This window comes from Streptomyces sp. VNUA24 (assembly GCF_029167005.1).
Classification (GTDB): Bacteria; Actinomycetota; Actinomycetes; order Streptomycetales; family Streptomycetaceae; genus Streptomyces; species Streptomyces scabiei.
The window spans coordinates 6910601-6930263 of the sequence record NZ_CP119143.1; the positions used below are offsets into that span (position 1 = coordinate 6910601).

Sequence of the window (19663 nt, forward strand, 5' to 3'; positions counted from 1 at the left end):
CCGCGTGGTCGGGGGCGGCAAGAGCGCCTGCCGCGTCAGCGTCTTGATCGTGACCGCGTCGTGACCATGAGGGCGGTGCGGGGCGCTCCGCGCGGGGGTGGCGTGGTGTCGTGGTCGGGGGCCTGTGCGTCGTGGTTGCCCGCGCGGTTCCCCGCGCCCCTGTCGGGCCTGCGGCCCTCCTTGGGGGTGTTGCGCTGTGGGAGCGGCGTCCCGTTCGACGTGGTTGCTCGCGCAGTTCCCCGCGCCCCTTGAAGGGGCCTGCGGCCCCTCGTCGGGGGGTGTTGCGCTGTGTGGGTGAGGGGGAGGTGCGTCGTGGTTGCTCGCGCAGTTCCCCGCGCCCCTGTCGGGCCTGCGGCCCTCCTTGGGGGTGTTGCGCTGTGGGGGCGGCGTCCCGTTCGACGTGGTTGCTCGCGCAGTTCCCCGCGCCCCTTGAGGGGGCCTGCGGCCCCTTGCCGGGGGGTGTTGCGCTGTGTGGGTGAGTGGCGGGTGCGTCGTGGTTGCTCGCGCAGTTCCCCGCGCCCCTTGAGGGGGCCTGCGGCCCCTTGCCGGGGGGTGTTGCGCTGTGTGGGTGAGGGGCGGGTGCGGCGTGGTTGCTCGCGCAGTTCCCCGCGCCCCTGTCGGGGCGGGGGGAACGGTCAGAGGAGGGATGGTACGTGGGGTGCCGAGACCTCTCGGGCGGCGCGGTCCAGGGCGCTGGCCAGGAGGGCCAGGTCGGTGGGGCCGTTGCCCAGTTCGCGGACGGGACGGCGGGCCGGCGGGTCGCCCATGCGGGACCAGTCGAGCGGCACCACGGTCGGGCGGAGGGTCGCGGTGCGGGGGATGCGGCCCGTGACCCGGCCCGCCTGGAACACGGTCGTCCGGCCCCCCTCGCCCAGCAGCTCTCCCCGGCCGGGCGCGGGTTCGTCCGGACCCGGCATCGGCGCGCTCAGGACCACGCGTCCGCCCGCCGCGCGGCCCAGCTCGCTCTCGCCCGCGCGCCCGCCGACACCGGTCGTGGCCACGAGATGCACCCCGAGACGCTCACCCTCCCGGGCCACCGCCTCCAGGGCCCGTACGACGGAACCCGCCGCCGGCCGCCCCGTGGACCCCAGGGCGGGTGACAGCAGGGCGTCCAGGTCGTCGACGACGACCACGAGCCGGGGCAGCTCCGAGGCCGCACTCCTGGCGGCCCCGCCCCTGCCGTCCGGGTCGGTGTTCCTGCGGCTCGCCGCCGGCCGCAGCCGCAGGGTGGAGCTGGAGGACGAGTCGAGGTCGGCGGCCCCGGCCCCCGAAGCCCCGGCCGCTGACGCGCTCGCCCCCGACACGCCCGCTCCCGACGGCGCCGAGCGCTGCGGGACGATACGCCCCGAGACCTCACGCCGCGTGTGCCACTCCACGAACCCCAGCCCGTCGAGCAGTTCGTACCGCCGCTTCAGCTCCGTGATCAGGGACTGCGCGAACTCCCGCATGCGGACGGGGTCGTTGGCCGTGAGATGCGTCCCCACATGGGGCAGGTCCGTACAGACCCCGAGGCCCTCCCCGGCCCGCCCGCCTCCGCCTCCGGAGCCGTTACCGGCGCCGCCGTCCCGTCCGTCCACGAGGGCGATGCCCAGCCGGTCGGGCCGCTCGGCGGCGGCGAGCGACGCGGCCACCGACCGCAGCAGCTCCGTACGGCCGCTCCCGGCAGGCCCCTCGATCAGCAGATGCGGCCCCTCGGCCACCAGGTCCACCGAGACCGGACCGCGCGGCCCCGCGCCGAGCACGGCCCAGGCCCGCCCGCCGAGCGCCGTCGTGTCGTCGGCGGCGTCCGCCCACCGGGTCATCAGCGAGGCCGGTGTGGCCCGCGCCAGCCCCAGCTCGTCCAGCAGGCGCGCCGACTGCGGCAGCGGCGCCGAGACGCGCGCCTGCCGGTCCCCGGCCGCCCCGTCCGATCCGTCCGTCCGCAGCGGCGCCAGCGCCCGCGCGAACCGCTCCGCCCACGCCGGCGACACCGCGTCGAGCGTGGCCACCGTGCCGTGGTTCAGCAGCCCCGGCGCCTCGCCCGGGTCGAGGGAGGCCGGCTCGCGGGTGCCCGGACGCGTCCCCTCGTCGGCGCCGGAGCGCGTGCTCTCCGTGAGGTCGAGGTGGGGGTGCGTACGGCCTCCCGCGGCGGGGTCCGCCGCGGGGGAGCCGTGGGCGGCGTCGTCGCGGCCCGGGCGGCCCTCCCGGGAGCGGCCCGGCGCGGCGCCGTCCGCCGGGCGGCCGGAGCGGGCCGCACCCGGTGCCCCGGAGCCGCCCCCCGCGCCGTATCCGGTGGAGGCGACCCGCAGCAGGCGCAGCGCCGTGGCCACGTCACCGCTGAGCAGGGCGACGGCCCCGCACGCGCGGAACGCGGGCGAGGTCGCGCAGGCCGCCGCGTACGTCTCCGTCACCGGCGAGGCGGGTGACGCGGACTCCGTCTCGGCCAGGCACACGACATGGATCCCGGCGAGGGGTCCCTCCTGCGCCAGCCGCACCACGGCCTCCCGCACATCGGCGCCGCCGGGGTCCCCGTCCACGATCACCACCGTGTACGGCCCCGTGAAACCGCCGCCCGCCGGTCCGTCCTCCCGGGCCCACGAGGGCCGCCGCACGGTCCGGCGGCCGGAACCGCCCTCGTCCCCTCCGGTCCCGTGATCGGCCGGGCCGGGCGCTCCGGCCGTCGTCGCCCGTCCGCCGTCGGCGCCCGGCGTGCTCCCGGGCGCGTGTCCCGCCGCGTCCGCCGCGTGGTCCTCCACCCGGCGCAGCAGCTCGTCCAGCCGGGCCGTCGTCTGCTCGCGGTCGTAGGCGAGCAGGAGACGGCAGTCCTGGCCGTGGGCGGGGCGGAGGTGGGGGAGCCAGCCGAGCCACGACCAGTCGGCGGCCCGTTCCCCGGCGGAGCGGGAGCGGTCCGCGCTGATCAGGACCAGTTCCAGGGCGTCGGGGGAGTGCAGCGCGGCGAGCTGGGCCACGACCGCGCGGGCCAGTCCCGTCAGCCGGGGACGCGGCCCGGCCAGCCCCAGCGCCCCGACCTCGCGCAGCCCGGTGGTCACCGGCACCGCCGGCAGCAGTCCCGGTCCGTCCGGAGCCGGCCGGTCCGCCGTCCCCAGCCGCACCGTCAGTGCCTCCGGATGGTCCGGCCCCCGCTCCCACAGTCGGGCACCCGGCCCGAGCGCGGTGAGCAGCAGCGCGGCGGGATCCGGCCAGGTCTCCGGCAGCCGCTCCCCGCCGGACGGGAGCCACGAGGCCGTCGCCCCGGGCTCGTCCTCGTCGTCCTCCGTGTCGTACTCGTACGGGTCGTAGTCGGCCTCGGCCTGGGTCCGCCCGCCGGCCAGGCGCCGGGCCCAGGCGCCGAGGCCGCCCCGTTTGCGCACCCCGCGCGGCACGTCCGTGCCCCGAAGGGGCGTGCCCTTGCGCGTGCCCGACCCGGCGGGCCCGTCGACGTCCCCGGGCTCCGCCGGCGCGCCGGGACCGCCCGGCCCGGGTGCCCCGCCGGTGTCGTGGGACGCGCCCGTTCCGTGCGCGACCTCCGCCGCGCGCGGGTCTGCGGACCCGTGGGCGGCCACGGCACCGCGGTGGTGGTCCCCGGTGTCGCGGGGGTGGTCACCGCCGCGCCCGCCGTGGACGTCACCGCCCCGGCCGGGGGTGTCCGCCGCGCCGTCGTCCTCGTGCGTGTGGTCCCGGCCGGCACCGGACGCGGCGCGGCCCGCGCCGGCGGACCCCCCGCTCCGTGCCGTCCGTTCGATCCCGGGCACCCCGCCCTGCCCCGGCACCGTCCGCCGCTCGGCAGGGCTCTGACCGGAGCCGGGTGCCGCCCCCGCTGCGACGGGGGAACCCGTGTCCCGGGCCCCGACGCGCACCCGCACGTGCCCTTCCCCGTCCGGGGCCGTGGAGATCCCCCGCGCGCCCGACGAGGAGGCCAGGCGGAGCGCGGACTCGCCGATGCGCAGCAGCGCGCCCGGGACCAGGCGCACCGGACGGTCGCCCACGCGGACGCCGTCGAGGGTGGTGCCGTTGGTGGAGCCGAGGTCCACGACGGAGACCCGGCCGTCGGAGGCGAGGGTGACCGCGCAGTGCAGCCGGGAGACGTCCGGGTCGTCGAGCGGGACGTCGGCGTCGGCGGAACGGCCGACATGGATCCTGCCGCCGTGCAGCAGATGGACGCCGCCCGCGTCGGGGCCGGCCACGACATGGAGCTGTGCGGCGGCCTCGTCGACCTCGGGGCCCGCTTCGGCGGGGCCGCCCAGGGAGAGCACGGCGCCGTCGATGAGGGGCGGCTCGCCGAGGGTGCAGCGCTGGGCGTCGAGGCGCTCGGCACCGGCGTAGAGCACGACCTGCCCGCCGCCCGCCTCCCGGCTGCGCTCCAGCCGCTCCGCGCCGCCCTCGCCGACGGCGGACGCGAGGCCCGCGGTCACGGCGGCCAGCGCCGTCCCCGCGGGCGCCGTGACCAGCACGTCGCAGGCCGTGGCACGTCCTCGCGGCTCGGAGGTCGGTCCCAGCGGGTCTACGACGGTCAGCCGGATCTGCATCGCCGTCAGCGGTCCCTTCCGCGCGGGCACCCGCGACGACGAGGACGAGACTGCGCGGTCCCCACCGCAGACTTCCCCCACCGCTCACGGGCACGTCGGCCAGTACTGGAGGCATCCTCGCACCTGCCGCCGACAACGCGCCCGCCGCCCGGCATCAAGTGATCTTGATTGGTCGGCTCTGCCCCCAAAAGTGCCTGACCAGTGCCCGCCAGTTGATCACTTGAGATCGGTCACGTCCCTTTCGGGAACGGCGTACGTCCGTATCGACCACCGCGTCCGTCCGTATCCGGAACGGCCCTCATCCGTCCGCGGCAACCAACCGCCCAGGCATGAGCGTCTTTCCATCGAACGCACACGGGTACGCGTACGTACTCGCGGACACGGACACCGACAGGCAGCTCACAGCAGGACGGACCAAGGCACAGCAAAACGGGCGGGAAGAGTCAGGAAGACGACAGCCCGGTCCCGCGGACGGCCGCACTACAGTGGGTCGGAACGCCCGCGGGACTCCAGGGTGTGACCAGGCAAGCAAGCAACAGGGAGCGCATGACGTGCGGCCGGTAGGGAGCAAGTACCTCCTTGAGGAGCCGATTGGACGCGGCGCCACAGGCGTTGTCTGGCGCGCCCGCCAGCGGGAGACCGCGGGGGCCGAGGCGGCCGTGCCCGGACACCCCGGCGAGACCGTGGCGATCAAGGTCCTCAAGGAGGAGCTCGCGAGCGACGCGGACATCGTGATGCGGTTCCTGCGGGAGCGCTCCGTGCTGCTCCGGCTGACCCACCCGAACGTCGTACGGGTACGGGACCTCGTCGTCGAGGGTGATCTGCTGGCGCTCGTCATGGACCTGATCGAGGGCCCCGACCTGCACCGGTACCTCCGGGAGAACGGCCCGTTCTCGCCCGTCGGCGCGGCCCTGCTCACCGCCCAGATCGCCGACGCGCTCGCCGCCAGCCACGCCGACGGGGTCGTCCACCGCGACCTGAAGCCCGCCAACGTGCTGCTCAGGCAGGACGGCGGCGAGATGCACCCGATGCTCACCGACTTCGGCATCGCCCGCCTCGCCGACTCCCCGGGCCTGACTCGGACCAGCGAGTTCGTCGGCACGCCCGCGTACGTGGCCCCCGAGTCCGCCGAGGGCCAGCCGCAGACCTCCGCCGTCGACATCTACGGCGCCGGCATCCTGATGTACGAACTGGTCACCGGGCGCCCGCCGTTCAACGGCCAGTCCGCGCTCGAAGTGCTGCACCAGCACCTCAGCGCCGAGCCGCGCCGCCCCTCCACCGTTCCGGACCCGCTGTGGACGGTCATCGAGCGCTGCCTGCGCAAGAACCCGCACGAGCGGCCCAGCGCCGTCAATCTCGCCCGCGCGCTGCGCATCGTCGCCGAGGGCGTCGGCGTGCACGCGAACTCCATGCAGATCGCCGCCGCCGACGGGGTGGGCCACATCCTCGCCCCCGACCCGGCCCCGGCCCAGGTGCCGGGCTCCGCCCCGGACCCGTTCGGCTCGGCCGACGCGACGCAGGTGCTGCCGCACGGCGCCGGCGCGTACGACCCGAACGCCGCGACCAGCGTGCTCCCGCACACCTCCGGCCCGACGGGCTCGGGGGACCCGACCACCGTGCTTCCGCACACCGGCGGCGCCGACCCGACGTCCGTCATGCCGCCGGTGCCGTCGCACGACCCCGGCGGCCGCCCGCCGGAGGAGCCGCACCCCTGGCAGAACCAGCTGCGCGCGGCCCGCGACCGCAACGAGCAGACCCAGATCCAGCAGTATCTCGACCCCGGTGAGGACCCGCTGCGCCGCCGCCCCCAGCGGCAGGCCAACCGCCAGCAGCCCCAGCAGCAGCCGCAGCGCCCTCCGCAGCAGCCGCCGCGCCGGCAGCAGCGCGGGGCCCAGGGCGGGGGCGGCGGCGGATACGGCCACCCGCAGCAGCAACAGCCGTACGCCCCGCCCTCGCCGCAGCCGCAGCCGCAGCGTCAGCAGCCGCAGCGGTACGCGCCCGCGCCCGCGCCGCAGCCCCAGCAGCCGGCGCCGCGGCCCCAGCGGGAGCCCCGGCCGCCGCGTGAGCCGCGGCAGCGCAGTGCCAATCCGATGCGGATCCCGGGGCTCGGGTGCCTCAAGGGCTGCCTCTTCATGATCGTCCTGTTCTTCGTCGGAGGCTGGCTGATCTGGGAGTTCACGCCGCTGCAGGAGTGGATCGGCACCGGTAAGAGCTGGTGGGGCCTGCTCACCGACTGGGTGGGCGACGCGGCCAAGTGGGTTCGCGAGCTGGACAACGGCTCCGGTCAGTAGGGCGCCCAGTGGCTCGTGGGTTCGGGTGCGTGGGCGACCGCGGGTGGGTGGGGGCTTGTCGCGCAGTTCCCCGCGCCCCTGAAAAGCAGGGGCTGCGCCCCGTGCTTTTCAGGCCCGCAGGGCCGTTGCTTTTCAGGCCCGCAGGGGCCTGGGCTTTTAGGGGCGCGGGGAACTGCGCGACCAGCCCCCACCCACCCGCACCCGCTCACGTACCGAACCCCCCCACCCCCGTCGCGCATGCCGACACTGGGGACTTGTCGACATCCGAGGGGTGATTTCCGCCTCGGCGGTGAACCTTGGGGCCCGGGGCGCGTAGCTTTGTCGCCAACACGCGGCCTGTAGGAGCAGTCTTGGGACGGAAGATCGGAAGCCGGTACACCGCGAACCAGATTCTGGGGCGGGGCAGCGCCGGCACGGTGTGGCTCGGTGAGGGCCCGGAGGGCCCCGTCGCCATCAAGCTGCTGCGCGAGGACCTCTCGTCCGACCAGGAACTCGTCGGCCGCTTCGTCCAGGAGCGCACCGCGCTGCTGGGCCTCGACCACCCGAACGTCGTCTCCGTGCGCGACCTCGTCGTCGACGGCAACGACCTCGCCCTCGTCATGGACCTCGTCCGGGGCACGGACCTGCGCACCCGCCTCGACCGCGAGCGGCGCATGGCCCCCGAGGCGGCCGTGGCCGTCGTGGCCGACATCGCGGACGGCCTGGCGGCCGCGCACGCGGCCGGGGTCGTCCACCGGGACGTCAAGCCGGAGAACGTGCTGCTGGACATGCAGGGCCCCCTCGGCCCCGGAGGCGCGCACCCGGCCCTGCTGACCGACTTCGGCGTCGCCAAGCTCATCGACTCCCCGCGCCGCACCCGCGCCACCAAGATCATCGGCACCCCGGACTACCTCGCCCCCGAGATCGTCGAGGGCCTGCCGCCCCGCGCGGCCGTGGACATCTACGCCCTGGCGACCGTGCTGTACGAGCTGCTGGCCGGCTTCACCCCGTTCGGCGGCGGCCACCCCGGCGCGGTGCTGCGCCGCCATGTCACCGAGACCGTCGTCCCGCTGCCCGGCATCCCCGAGGAGCTGTGGCAGCTGCTCGTGCAGTGCCTGGCCAAGGCGCCGGCCTCGCGGCTGCGGGCGTCCGAGCTGGCCACGCGCCTGCGGGAGCAGCTGCCCCTGCTGGCCGGGATGCCCCCGCTGGACGTCGACGAGCCCGGGACGGAGTCCGGGGACGGGTACGAGGAGGCGCCCGCCGAGGCGGAGACGCCGCGCGAGCGGGTGCGGCGGGGCGCGGTGCCGCTGGTGCCGGGTGCCAAGCCGGACTCCAACCGCGACACCCACACGTCGATGCGGGTGCCGGGGCCGGACGAGCTGGCCGGGGGCGCGCGGGGGACCGCGCGGGTGCCCCGGGCGGCCGGGGCACCCCGGCCCGGGTCGGCACGCAACCGCGGCAGCACGGTGCGGCGCCGACGGATCACGCTGGGCGCGGCGGCGGTGGCGCTGATCGCGGCCGTCGGGATGGGCGCGTGGGCGGCGACCTCCGGCGACGAGGGCGGCGGGGCCCCGTCCGACACGAAGAATTCGGCGCCGGGTAACCCTTGACCGGGGCCCCCAGGGGCGCGGGGGACCGCGTGAGAAGCCCCCACCCGCCCGCGGTCGAAGAACCCACCCCACCGGCCGGCAGCCGCCGACGGACCCGCACCCCGCATGGCCCGCCCGGCGGAGCCGTTACGCTGGGGGCGTGGCAGTCGTCGATGTATCCGAAGAGCTGAAGTCCCTCTCCTCGACCATGGAGTCGATCGAGGCCGTTTTGGACCTCGACAAACTGAGGGCAGACATCGCCGTGCTCGAGGAGCAGGCGGCCGCGCCGTCCCTGTGGGACAACCCGGACGAGGCGCAGAAGATCACCAGCAAGCTCTCCCACCTCCAGGCCGAGGTCAGGAAGGCGGAGGCGCTGCGCGGTCGGATCGACGACCTCGGCGTCCTCTTCGAGATGGCCGAGGAGGAGGACGACCCGGACACCCGCGCCGAGGCCGAGTCGGAGCTGGCCTCCGTCAGGAAGGCGCTGGACGAGATGGAGGTCCGTACCCTCCTGTCCGGCGAGTACGACGCCCGCGAGGCCCTGGTCAACATCCGCGCCGAGGCCGGTGGTGTGGACGCCGCCGACTTCGCCGAGAAGCTGCAGCGGATGTACCTGCGCTGGGCGGAGCAGAAGGGCTACAAGACCGAGATCTACGAGACCTCGTACGCGGAGGAGGCCGGCATCAAGTCGACCACCTTCGCCGTGCAGGTGCCGTACGCCTACGGCACGCTCTCCGTGGAGCAGGGCACGCACCGGCTCGTGCGCATCTCGCCGTTCGACAACCAGGGGCGGCGCCAGACCTCCTTCGCCGGTGTCGAGGTGCTGCCCGTGGTCGAGCAGACCGACCACATCGAGATCGACGAGTCCGAACTGCGCGTGGACGTCTACCGCTCCTCCGGGCCCGGCGGCCAGGGCGTCAACACCACCGACTCCGCGGTGCGGCTGACCCACCTCCCCACCGGCATCGTGGTCTCCTGCCAGAACGAGCGTTCGCAGATCCAGAACAAGGCGTCCGCGATGAACGTCCTCCAGGCCAAGCTCCTCGACCGGCGCCGGCAGGAGGAGCAGGCCAAGATGGACGCGCTCAAGGGGGACGGCGGCAACTCCTGGGGCAACCAGATGCGTTCGTACGTCCTGCACCCGTACCAGATGGTCAAGGACCTCCGCACCGAGTTCGAGGTGGGCAACCCCGAGGCCGTGTTCAACGGCGAGATCGAGGGCTTCCTGGAGGCCGGAATTCGCTGGCGCAAGCAGCAGGAGAAGTAGGCCGCGCCGAAACAGCGCTTTATCGACAAGGCAACTGCCCTCCGATGGGGGGGGCAGTTGCCTTGTCTGTGCCGGGATGTCTGGGTAGTACGTCACACTCACATGTCGTTGTCGTGCTCAAATGCGGTGAACGGGACATCGCGCGCGCAACGACCTTGACGTTGCTGCGAAAACTGGGAAGTCTGGCGTATGGCATGCGCATTACTGGGGTGCATGTGAACCGGGGGACTTCGATCCAACCGACTGCTCCCGTTGATCGCGGCCCCGGGCGCTGCTCCATCTACTGATAGCTACTGGGGGTAGCAGCCATATGACGAAGAAGACGCGGATCCGCGTGGCGCGAATAGCCGCCGGTGCCGTGATCGCCGCCGGCGCGTCGCTGACCGCCGCGGGTGCCGCCGCCGCGCTGGACCTCGGTGTCGGCGTCGGCGTCAGCACCGACGACGGCGGCTCCGCCGAGATCGGTGTCTCGGTCCAGACCGGCAACGACACCGAGGGCACCAGCATCGGTGCGTCCGAGGGCACGACGTCCGAGGGGACCACCTCCGAAGGCACGACGTCCGAGGGGACCACCTCCGAAGGCACGACCTCCGAGGGCACGACGTCCGAGGGGACCACCTCCGAGGGCACCACGTCCGAGGGCACGACCTCCGAAGGCACGACCTCTGAGGGCACCACGTCCGAGGGCACCACGTCCGAGGGCACGACCTCCAACGGGTCGTCGTCCAACGGCAGCTCGAACTCGGGTGGTTCGTCGTCCAACGGCAGCTCCAACTCCGGTGGCTCGTCGTCCAACGGCAGCTCCAACTCCGGCGGTTCGAACTCCGGTGGCTCGTCGTCCAACGGCAGCTCCAACTCCGGTGGTTCGAACTCCGGTGGTTCCTCCGACGGCGGTTCGACCTCCGGCGGCTCCACGGACGGCGGCTCGACCTCGGGCGGCTCCTCCGACGGCGGCTCCACCTCCGGTGGCACCGACCCCGACGGCGGCAACGACGAGGCCGTCCAGCAGGAGGGCTCCTCCGCCCTCACGGACACCGGTTCGGAGACCCAGGCCCAGGGCGCCGGCAGCGGCGAGCTGGCCGAGACCGGTGCCACCGAGACCGCGTTCCTGGTGATCGGCGCCGCCACGATGATCGCCGGCGGTATCGGCTTCCGTCTGCTGCCGCGCCTGATGGTCGGCCGCGGCGCCGCCGCCTGATCGTCCGCGATCGCGCGCACGGCCGTACACAGACACAAGGCCCGGGGCAGCCAGCCCCGGGCCTTCGTCGTACCTCCGTGCCGCTCTATGCCGTCTGGTGCGCCGCCAGCAGCGCCACCGCCGCTATCAGGATCGCCAGGAGGGCGATCAAGGTCATGGGGCTCAGGCTCGCGAAGGGGTTCTCCTGCTGGAGCCGCTCACGGCTGGCCCGGCACACGTGGCAGCGGCCCTCGGCGACGGGGGACGCGCAGTTCGCGCACACCAACCGGTCGTACGTCATGCGCCTCGCCCTCCTTGCAATGGCCTCACGCCTACCTCAACGCTTCACGGAAGCGGACCGTTCCTCCCCACCACTGTGCCAGGTTCCCCGGGAGGTTGCGCGGGGGCCCGGAAAAGGGGAGGGTGCCCCCCGTCACGCGGCCGGGAGCCGCCGAGGGCTCCTCGCGCACTTCCCCGCGCCCCTCACCGGGCCGGGGGCGGTACAGTCTCGTCCATCCATTCCCGACGGCTTGTGGTGCATCCGTGATCCGATTCGACAACGTGTCCAAGGTCTACCCCAAGCAGACCCGCCCCGCACTCAGGGATGTGTCCCTGGAGGTCGAGAAGGGCGAGTTCGTGTTCCTCGTGGGCTCGTCCGGCTCCGGCAAGTCCACCTTCCTGCGGCTGATCCTCCGGGAGGAGCGGTGCAGCCAGGGGCAGGTGCACGTCCTCGGCAAGGATCTCGCGCGCCTGTCCAACTGGAAGGTGCCGCAGATGCGCCGCCAGCTCGGGACCGTGTTCCAGGACTTCCGGCTGCTGCCGAACAAGACCGTCGGTGAGAACGTCGCCTTCGCGCAGGAGGTCATCGGCAAGTCGCGCGGCGAGATCCGCAAGTCCGTGCCGCAGGTGCTGGAACTGGTCGGCCTCGGCGGCAAGGAGGAGCGCAGGCCCGGCGAGCTGTCCGGTGGTGAGCAGCAGCGCGTGGCCATCGCGCGGGCCTTCGTGAACCGGCCCAAGCTCCTCATCGCGGACGAGCCCACCGGCAACCTCGACCCGCAGACCTCCGTCGGCATCATGAAGCTGCTCGACCGGATCAACCGGACGGGCACCACCGTGGTGATGGCGACCCACGACCAGAACATCGTGGACCAGATGCGCAAGCGCGTCATCGAGCTGGAGAAGGGCCGCCTCGTCCGCGACCAGGCACGCGGCGTCTACGGCTACCAGCACTGACCGCCCCCGTCCACGGAAAGGCATAGCGGAACGCCATGCGCGCCCAGTTCGTCCTGTCGGAGATCGGTGTCGGTCTCCGCCGCAACCTCACGATGACCTTCGCGGTCATCGTCTCCGTCGCCCTGTCCCTCGCCCTGTTCGGCGGATCGCTGTTGATGAGCGACCAGGTCGGCCAGATGAAGGGCTACTGGTACGACAAGGTCAACGTCTCCGTCTTCCTCTGCAACAAGAGCGACGCGGCGTCCGACCCCAACTGCGCCAAGGGCGCCGTCACGACCGAGCAGAAGAAGCAGATCAAGTCGGATCTCGACAAGATGGGGGTCGTCGAGAACGTCGAGCACGAGTCGCAGGACGAGGCGTACAAGCACTACAAGGAGCAGTTCGGCGACTCCCCGCTGGCCAGCAGCCTCACCCCGGACCAGATGCAGGAGTCGTACCGGATCAAGCTGAAGGACCCGGAGAAGTACCAGGTCATCGCGAGCGCCTTCAACGGCCGTGACGGTGTGCAGTCGGTGCAGGACCAGAAGGGCATCCTCGACAACCTCTTCCGGCTGCTCGGCTACCTGAACTGGGCGGCGCGCGGTGTCATGGCGGTCATGCTGATCGTGGCGCTGCTGCTGATCGTCAACACGGTGCGTGTCTCGGCCTTCAGCCGCCGGCGTGAGACGGGGATCATGCGGCTGGTCGGCGCCTCCGGCTTCTACATCCAGGCGCCGTTCATCATGGAGGCCGCCGTCGCGGGGATCATCGGCGGCACGATCGCGTGCGCCTTCCTGATCCTCGGGCAGTACTTCGTCATCGACAACGGGGTGTCCCTGTCCCAGAACCTGCCGTTGATCAATTTCGTCGGCTGGGACGCCGTCCTGACCAAGCTGCCGCTCATCCTCGCGGCGAGCTTCCTGATGCCCGCGTTGGCCGCCTTCTTCGCGTTGCGCAAGTACCTGAAGGTGTGACGCATGCCCCTGGGGCCGTACCGGCAAGGACCGGTACGGCCCTTCGCGTTGTCCTAGACTCGCCGACATGCCAGGCCGCGACGTGTTCTCCCGCCCGTCACCCGCCACCACCCTCCTGGGTGCGCTGCGCGCGGCCTCCGCGCACTCGACCGGCCGGATCGGCCGCGGGGCCGCCCTGACCCTGGTCTTCGCCGGCGTGCTCGCCACGGGCGCCACGACCGGCCTCTTCGACGCCCCTCCCGGCGGGACGGCCGCCGTCGTCAAGCCCTCCCGCTCCGCCCCGGCCGGCCGGGAGCAGGACGTCGCCGACGCCGCCGCGGCGGCCATGGCCGAGGGCGAGTCCCCGGTGGAGGCCGCCGAGCGGGCCGTCAGCCGCAGCGGCGACCGGTGGGGCGCGGTCTACTCCGAGGGCGAGTACGAGCAGTTCGAGGAGGCCCTCGACGGCGAGTACACCGGCGTCGGCCTCTGGGCCCGGCTGCGGCGCGACGGCCATGTCGAGGTGGCCCGGGTGCAGGACGGCTCCCCCGCCGCCGACGCCGGGATCCGCGCGGGCGACCGGCTCGTCGGCGTCGACGGGAAGAAGGTCGACGGACGCCCGGTCACCGAGGTCGTCTCCTTACTGCGCGGCGACGCGATCGACGGGGGGACCGGGAACACCGGCACCCCCGAGAGCGCGGCCGCCGGTACGGAGGTGTCGCTGGAGCTGCGGCGCGGCACCCGGACCCTCCACGAGACCCTGCGCCGGGCCCGCCTGTCCACCGAGGACGTGACCGTGAGCCGTACCGCCGGCGGGGTCGGTGTCATCACGGTCGACGCCTTCACCAAGGGCTCGGGGGACGTCGTCCGCAAGGCCGTCGAGCGGTCCGCCGGCACCGCGGGCTTCGTCCTGGACCTCCGTGGCAACTCCGGCGGTCTGGTCTCCGAGGCGGTCACCGCCGCCTCCGCCTTCCTCGACGGCGGCCTCGTCGCCACCTACGACGTCAACGGCGAGCAGCGGGCCCTGCACGCCGAACCCGGCGGCGACACCGCCAGAGCGCTGGTCGTGCTGGTCGACGGCGGCACGATGAGCGCGGCCGAGCTGCTCACCGGGGCGCTGCAGGACCGGGGCCGCGCGGTGGTCGTCGGCTCCCGCACCTTCGGCAAGGGCTCCGTGCAGATGCCGAGCCGCCTGCCCGACGGCTCCGTCGCCGAACTGACCGTCGGCCACTACCGCACCCCCTCCGGCCGGGGCGTCGACGGCCGCGGCATCACCCCCGACCTCGAAGCGGACGAGGACGCCCTCCAGCGGGCCGAGACGGTGCTGGGCGGCCTCGGGCGGTGAGCCGCCCTCGTTAATCGGCTTCCCGCGGACCCCCTTCGTAGTGCGAAAATGGGCGGCACTATGAGCAAGGGAATGTACGTACCGAAGGAGTCCCAGCCCAAGCAGGGCGGGGCGGCCGCCAAGGGCCGGGACGGCGAGAAGGGCGGCAAGAAGAAGATCGTCGCCCAGAACAAGAAGGCCCGGCACGACTACGCGATCATCGACACCTACGAGGCCGGGCTCGTCCTCATGGGGACCGAGGTCAAGTCGCTGCGCGAGGGACGGACCTCGCTGGCCGACGGCTTCGTCCAGATCGACCGGGGGGAGGCATGGCTGCACAACGCCCACATCCCCGAGTACCACCAGGGCAGCTGGACCAACCACTCCGCGCGCCGCAAGCGGAAGCTGCTGCTGCACCGCGAGGAGATCGACAAGCTGGAGTCCAAGGCGCAGGAGACCGGTCACACGATCGTGCCCCTCGCGCTGTACTTCAAGGACGGCCGGGCGAAGGCCGAGATCGCTCTCGCACGGGGCAAGAAGGAGTACGACAAGCGGCAGACGCTGCGGGAGCAGCAGGACCGGCGGGAGACGGACCGGGCGATCGCGGCGGCCAAGCGGAAGCAGCGCGAGGCGTAGCCACCACGCGGTGGTGTCACGGGGAATACGGTGGCACGCGCTCGCGTTGGTCACGTACGATGGCATCCGCACCTCACAGCGGGTGCACACCCTCTTCGGAGGGGCTTGAAAAAACAACATGGGGATGATCGGTTTCGACAGCGGATGTCGAGGCAGGGGAAGCGTGTCGAGGAAGCGGCCACGATCTCGTTAACCACAGGCCGAAAAAAATAATCGCCAATTCCAAGAGCGATTCTCCGCAGCAGCAGTTCTCCCTCGCCGCCTGATCTCAGGTAGCTAAGAGACCGCTCCTGCACTAAGGAGTGTCAGCCCGGGGCTGTTCCCGACCCGGATCCTGGCATCAGCTAGGGGACTAAACCTTGATCCCGGTCACGGGGTGAAGAGGGAAATCCAACAGTGACTGGGCCCGTCGGCGACTTGTTCGCGTGATCGCCGGGGCCGAGAAAATCACAGCGAACTGCACACGGAGAAGCCCTGGTTCCACACCGTTGGACGCGGGTTCGATTCCCGCCATCTCCACAATTCCCATGTGGGCGAAGCCCCGCTGCCGAACGGCAGCGGGGCTTTCGTCATGTCCCGGCGCGTCCCGCGTCCGCGCTGTCTCAGCGCGTCCCGCGTCCGGTCATCCCGCCACCCGGCGCGCCGTGCTCGCCCGCACCGTCAGACGGGGCGGGAGCAGGGTCGCCTCGGGGACGGGGGCGCCGGAGAGCTTCTTCATCAGCAGGGCCACCGCCTGTTCGCCCACCTCCGCCGCCGGGATGGCGATCGAGGTGACGGGCACGGGGAGGGTCTCGGCGACGTCGTCCGGGCACAGGGCCGTGATCGAGAGGTCGGCGGGGACCCGCAGACCCAGCTGCTCGAACGCGTCGACGAGGGGTTCCAGGACCGCCTCGTTGTGGATCAGCACACCCGTGAGCGCCGGCTGCTCGCGCAGGAGGCGTTCCGCGACCGCGCGCGCCGCCGCCGGGGTGGCCTCGCACGGGTGGACCGTGGAGGACATCCCGTTGCGGGCCGCGGCCGAGGTGAACCCCTGGACGACCCGCTGGGCGAACGAGGTCCGGCGGACGTAGACCTCGGGCGGGGAGCCGATGAGCGCCACCACGCGGTGCCCCAGCCCGGCCAGATGCTCCACGCACAGCTCGCCCGCCGTCCGGAAGTCCAGGTCGATGCAGGTCAGGCCGGAACCGTCGGAAGGGAGCCCGATCAGCACCGACGGCCGGTCCAGGGAGCGCAGCAACGGCAGCCGGGGATCGTGGAGTTGGACGTCCATCACGATCAGCGCGTCCACCAGGGCCGAGTCCGCGACCCGTCGCAGCCCCTCCTCACCCTCCTCCTGCGTCAGCAGCAGGACGTCGTGGTCGTGCGCGCGGGCCGTGGTGACCGCCGCGACCGCGAACCGCATGACCACGGGCACATGGATGCCGGCCCGTAACGGCATCACCATCGCCAGCACGTTCGACCTGCTGCCGGCCAGGGCGCGGGCGCCCGCGTGCGGGCGGTAGCCCAGCTCACGGACGGACGCCTCGACCCGGGCCCGGGTCTCCGCCGAGATCGGCCGCTTGCCGCTCAGGGCGTACGAGACGGTGCTGGGGGAGACGCCCGCGTGCCGAGCCACGTCCGTGATCTTCACCGTCACGGCTTCCTCGTTCCCGCGGGGTCCGACTCCTCGTCCAGGTCCATCGTCACGAAGCCCGTGCCCGCCTCCGCCCGGACCTCCCGGCCCCCGGCCGCGAGCCCCCACGGCGCCCTGGGGTTCCCGCACGACGCCCGCAGCACCCGGCCCTCCCGGACGACGGTGAAGGTCACGTCGCCCACCGGCACGGTGACCCGGGCCCCGTGGGCGAGGCCGTACGCACGCAGCGTGACCCCGTCGGCGTAGTCGTAGTCCGGGCGGTCGGTCACCGCGCCGACCGGGACGACCGCGCCCGGGCGGACCAGCAGCGGCACGCTGGTGAAGTCGTGCCGTTCGCGGACCCAGCGGGGGCCGGTGACCGTCCCGCCGTCCGCGAAGCGGGTCCAGGTGCCCTCGGGCACGTAGTACGTGACGTCGCCCTCGTCGCTGAAGACGGGGGCCACGAGGAGGTCGGGGCCGAGCATGTACTGGCGTTCCAGATGCGCGCAGCCCGGGTCGTCCGGGAACTCCAGCACCATCGCGCGCATCATGGGGACGCCCTCGGTGTGGGCGGTGCGCGCCGCCTGGTCGAGATAGGGCATCAGGCCGAGCTTCAGCCGGGTGAACGCGCGCAGGACGTCCACCGACTCGTCGTCGAAGAGCCAGGGCACCCGGTACGACGACGAGCCGTGCAGACGGCTGTGCGAGGACAGCAGACCGAAGGCGATCCACCGCTTGAACAGCGCGGGGGTCGGGGTGCCCTCGAAGCCGCCGATGTCATGGCTCCAGTACCCGAAGCCCGACAGCCCCAGCGACAGCCCGCCGCGCAGCGACTCGGCCATCGCCTCGTACGTCGACTCGCAGTCGCCGCCCCAGTGGACCGGGAAGCTCTGGCCGCCGGCCGTCGCGGACCGGGCGAAGAGCACCGCCTCGCCCTCGCCCCGGTGCTTGCGCAGCACGTCGAAGACCGTGCGGTTGTAGAGGTACGTGTAGTAGTTGTGCATCCGCTCCGGGTCGGTGCCGTCGGACCACGCCACGTCCAGGGGCACCCGCTCGCCGAAGTCGGTCTTGAAGCAGTCGACGCCCTGGGCGAGCAGCGCCTCCAGCTTCGAGGCGTACCACGCGCGGGCCGCCGGGCTGGTGAAGTCGACCAGCGCCATCCCGGGCTGCCAGAGGTCCCACTGCCAGACGTCGCCGTCCGGGCGGCACAGGAGATGGCCGAGGTCCCTGCCCTCCGCGAACAGCGGGGAGCGCTGGGCGATGTAGGGGTTGATCCAGACGCTGATCCGCAGACCCCGGCGCTTGAGGCGGGCCAGCATGCCCTCCGGATCGGGGAAGACCCGGGAGTCCCACGTGAAGTCGCACCACTGGAACTCGCGCATCCAGAAACAGTCGAAGTGGAAGACGGACAGCGGGAGGCGGCGCTCCCGCATGCCGTCGATGAACGAGGTCACCGTCTCCTCGTCGTAGGAGGTGGTGAAGGAGGTCGACAGCCACAGGCCGAACGACCAGGCGGGCGGCAGGGCGGGGCGGCCGGTGAGGGCCGTGTACTTGCGGAGGATCTCCTTCGGGGTCGGGCCGTGGATGACGTAGTACGTCAACTGCTGGGTCCGCGCGCTGAACTGCACCCTCGACACGACCTCCGAGGCGACCTCGAAGGAGACCCGGCCGGGGTGGTTGACGAAGACGCCGTAGCCCGCGTCGGTCAGATAGAACGGCACGTTCTTGTACGCCTGTTCGGTGGCCGTGCCGCCGTCCGCGTTCCAGACGTCCACGACCTGGCCGTTCTTGACGAGCGGGCCGAAGCGTTCACCCAGGCCGTACACCGAGGTGCCGACGCCCAGGTTGAGCTGTTCGCGCAGGTGGTGGGCGCCGGACGCCTCGCGCATGATGCCCATCGACTTGGGGCCGCTGGTGGTGAGGGTGCGTCCGTGGGCGAGGAAGTCGACGCGCCAGGGGCCGGTGCGGGACACACGGACCGACAGATCCCCGGCGGTGAGGGTGGCGTGCTCGTCGTCGTAGGAGGTGTGTGGGGTGAACTCCTCGGTGGTCAGCTCGAACCGGGGCCCGCGGGGCCGTTCGCCCTCGAAGTGGGTGAAGGTGACGCCGATGACGTCGGGCATCGGGGCGTGCGCGTCGATCGTCACGACCGGTCCCTTCAGCAGGTCGCCGCGGTGGCGGACGGGCCGGGTCGGGGCGTGCACCCGCAGGGTGCCGTCCGTGACGGTGACGTCGAGGACCTCGACCGGATGGGCCGCGGTGACGCCCTCGCGGAGCAGCCAGTAGCCGTCGGTGAACTTCATGGGGGTGGGGGGTTTCCTTTCCTGGGCGTGGGGCGTGGGGCGTGGGGCCTGGGGGCCTACTTCACGGCTCCCACCGCGCTGCCGTGTCGACCCGCTGCCGTAAGCGGGCTCCGCCCGGCCGCAGCCGCAGCCGCAGCCGCAGCCGCCGCAACCGCTGCCGTACGCCTTCGTGCCGTCAACATCCTTGGCCTCCGGGGGAGTTGGACGGATCGTCGAAAGGTGAAGTCGGGAGTCGAACCGCTTCGATGACATACGTCGAAGCGCTTCGACGGAAGGTAGGTGCGGGGCAGGGATGCGTCAATGGGGCGAACGTGCGTCCACGAGAGCCGACGGCACGGGCGCGGGGCCGCCGGGTGCGAGGGCTCGGCGGGGGCCGCGGACGGGGCGGGGCGGGGCGGCGGAATTATGAGGGGCAGACCTGGCGGACGGGGGGATTCCGCCCACAGATGCACTCATCATGATGACCTTCGCCTGACAGCACACACATACACATCTTTCCCACCCATACATTCGTTGGCCAGGGTGCGTGTGATGGGTGGGGCGCCCCGGAGCGGGTGGGGGCCCGGTCCGGTACAGGAAGTGCGACAGCCCGGCATCGAACACGCGCCCGGAACGATCCCGTGGGGGGAAGTGCGTGCACGTCGACAACTGGCCCAACGGCATTCAGCCGAAGCGGACCGAGGGCGAAAACGAAGGCTCCGGTCCCGGCCGTGGAGGTAATGGCTCCGGCGAGGTGGTCTGGCCCGAGGCCGCCGACAGAACGGGCAGCGTGTCCCGGACGGAGCGGGACCACGGAGGCGGAGTCTCCGGACGGACGG

At 72.8% G+C, this 19663-nt stretch carries 12 protein-coding genes and 1 other RNA gene; 9 read left to right on the forward strand and 4 right to left on the reverse strand.

What is annotated here, in order from left to right; genetic code table 11:
- Window positions 1-635: 635 nt before the first annotated feature.
- The gene (locus tag PYR72_RS29560; protein ID WP_275458104.1) at window positions 636-4505 is read right to left on the reverse strand and encodes an FHA domain-containing protein; all 3870 of its coding nucleotides are present in this window, start codon (window positions 4503-4505) and stop codon (window positions 636-638) included.
- 551 nt (window positions 4506-5056) lie between these two features.
- Between PYR72_RS29560 and PYR72_RS29565 the strand changes: the two genes are divergently transcribed.
- The 4 genes from PYR72_RS29565 to PYR72_RS29580 all read left to right on the forward strand — a co-directional run bounded on the left by PYR72_RS29565 (window position 5057) and on the right by PYR72_RS29580 (window position 10829).
- Entirely contained in the window at window positions 5057-6796 is a 1740-nt protein-coding gene (locus PYR72_RS29565; RefSeq protein ID WP_275458105.1) for a serine/threonine-protein kinase, read from the forward strand.
- A 350-nt stretch (window positions 6797-7146) separates the two neighbouring features.
- Entirely contained in the window at window positions 7147-8385 is a 1239-nt protein-coding gene (locus PYR72_RS29570) for a serine/threonine-protein kinase (protein ID WP_275458106.1), read from the forward strand.
- A gap of 139 nt (window positions 8386-8524) precedes the next feature.
- Window positions 8525-9631 carry a peptide chain release factor 2 gene (prfB, locus tag PYR72_RS29575; RefSeq protein ID WP_275458107.1) on the forward strand — a complete coding sequence of 369 codons (1107 nt, stop codon included), beginning with the start codon at window positions 8525-8527 and terminating at the stop codon, window positions 9629-9631.
- Window positions 9632-9941: 310 nt separating this feature from the next.
- Window positions 9942-10829, forward strand: coding sequence for a hypothetical protein (locus PYR72_RS29580; RefSeq protein ID WP_275458108.1), 888 nt, complete (start codon window positions 9942-9944; stop codon window positions 10827-10829).
- Between the two features lie 85 nt (window positions 10830-10914).
- Here the strand turns inward: PYR72_RS29580 and PYR72_RS29585 are convergent, their stop codons facing one another.
- Window positions 10915-11109 carry a hypothetical protein gene (locus PYR72_RS29585; protein WP_275458109.1) on the reverse strand — a complete coding sequence of 65 codons (195 nt, stop codon included), beginning with the start codon at window positions 11107-11109 and terminating at the stop codon, window positions 10915-10917.
- A gap of 242 nt (window positions 11110-11351) precedes the next feature.
- Here PYR72_RS29585 and ftsE point away from each other — a divergent pair, with 242 nt between their 5' ends.
- From ftsE to ssrA, 5 genes are all read left to right on the forward strand, one after another.
- Window positions 11352-12041, forward strand: coding sequence for a cell division ATP-binding protein FtsE (gene ftsE / locus PYR72_RS29590; protein ID WP_005486827.1), 690 nt, complete (start codon window positions 11352-11354; stop codon window positions 12039-12041).
- Between the two features lie 35 nt (window positions 12042-12076).
- Window positions 12077-12994, forward strand: coding sequence for a permease-like cell division protein FtsX (gene ftsX, locus PYR72_RS29595; protein WP_013003174.1), 918 nt, complete (start codon window positions 12077-12079; stop codon window positions 12992-12994).
- Between the two features lie 67 nt (window positions 12995-13061).
- Complete coding sequence (locus tag PYR72_RS29600) at window positions 13062-14315, forward strand: S41 family peptidase (protein WP_275458110.1); 1254 nt, start codon at window positions 13062-13064, stop codon at window positions 14313-14315.
- Between the two features lie 72 nt (window positions 14316-14387).
- Window positions 14388-14930, forward strand: a complete 543-nt coding sequence (smpB, locus tag PYR72_RS29605; RefSeq protein ID WP_275460560.1) for an SsrA-binding protein SmpB — start codon at window positions 14388-14390, stop codon at window positions 14928-14930.
- A gap of 120 nt (window positions 14931-15050) precedes the next feature.
- Window positions 15051-15452: a transfer-messenger RNA gene (gene ssrA / locus PYR72_RS29610) on the forward strand.
- A 100-nt stretch (window positions 15453-15552) separates the two neighbouring features.
- On the opposite strand, the gene PYR72_RS29615 is transcribed toward ssrA, so the two are convergent.
- Window positions 15553-16566, reverse strand: a complete 1014-nt coding sequence (locus tag PYR72_RS29615; RefSeq protein ID WP_275458111.1) for a LacI family DNA-binding transcriptional regulator — start codon at window positions 16564-16566, stop codon at window positions 15553-15555.
- A complete protein-coding gene (gene yicI, locus PYR72_RS29620) occupies window positions 16563-18845 on the reverse strand; it encodes an alpha-xylosidase (protein ID WP_275458112.1) in 2283 nt (760 codons plus the stop codon). Before yicI ends, PYR72_RS29615 begins: the two co-directional genes overlap by 4 nt.
- Window positions 18846-19663: the final 818 nt, after the last annotated feature.

Bases quoted from the DNA above. Each gene is read 5' to 3' on its own strand.
- PYR72_RS29560 (WP_275458104.1), bottom strand. From the start codon at position 4,505: ATGCAGATCCGGCTGACCGTCGTAGACCCGCTGGGACCGACCTCCGAG.
- PYR72_RS29580 (WP_275458108.1), top strand. From the start codon at position 9,942: ATGACGAAGAAGACGCGGATCCGCGTGGCGCGAATAGCCGCCGGTGCC.
- PYR72_RS29585 (WP_275458109.1), bottom strand. From the start codon at position 11,109: ATGACGTACGACCGGTTGGTGTGCGCGAACTGCGCGTCCCCCGTCGCC.
- ftsX (WP_013003174.1), top strand. From the start codon at position 12,077: ATGCGCGCCCAGTTCGTCCTGTCGGAGATCGGTGTCGGTCTCCGCCGC.
- PYR72_RS29600 (WP_275458110.1), top strand. From the start codon at position 13,062: ATGCCAGGCCGCGACGTGTTCTCCCGCCCGTCACCCGCCACCACCCTC.
- smpB (WP_275460560.1), top strand. From the start codon at position 14,388: ATGTACGTACCGAAGGAGTCCCAGCCCAAGCAGGGCGGGGCGGCCGCC.
- yicI (WP_275458112.1), bottom strand. From the start codon at position 18,845: ATGAAGTTCACCGACGGCTACTGGCTGCTCCGCGAGGGCGTCACCGCG.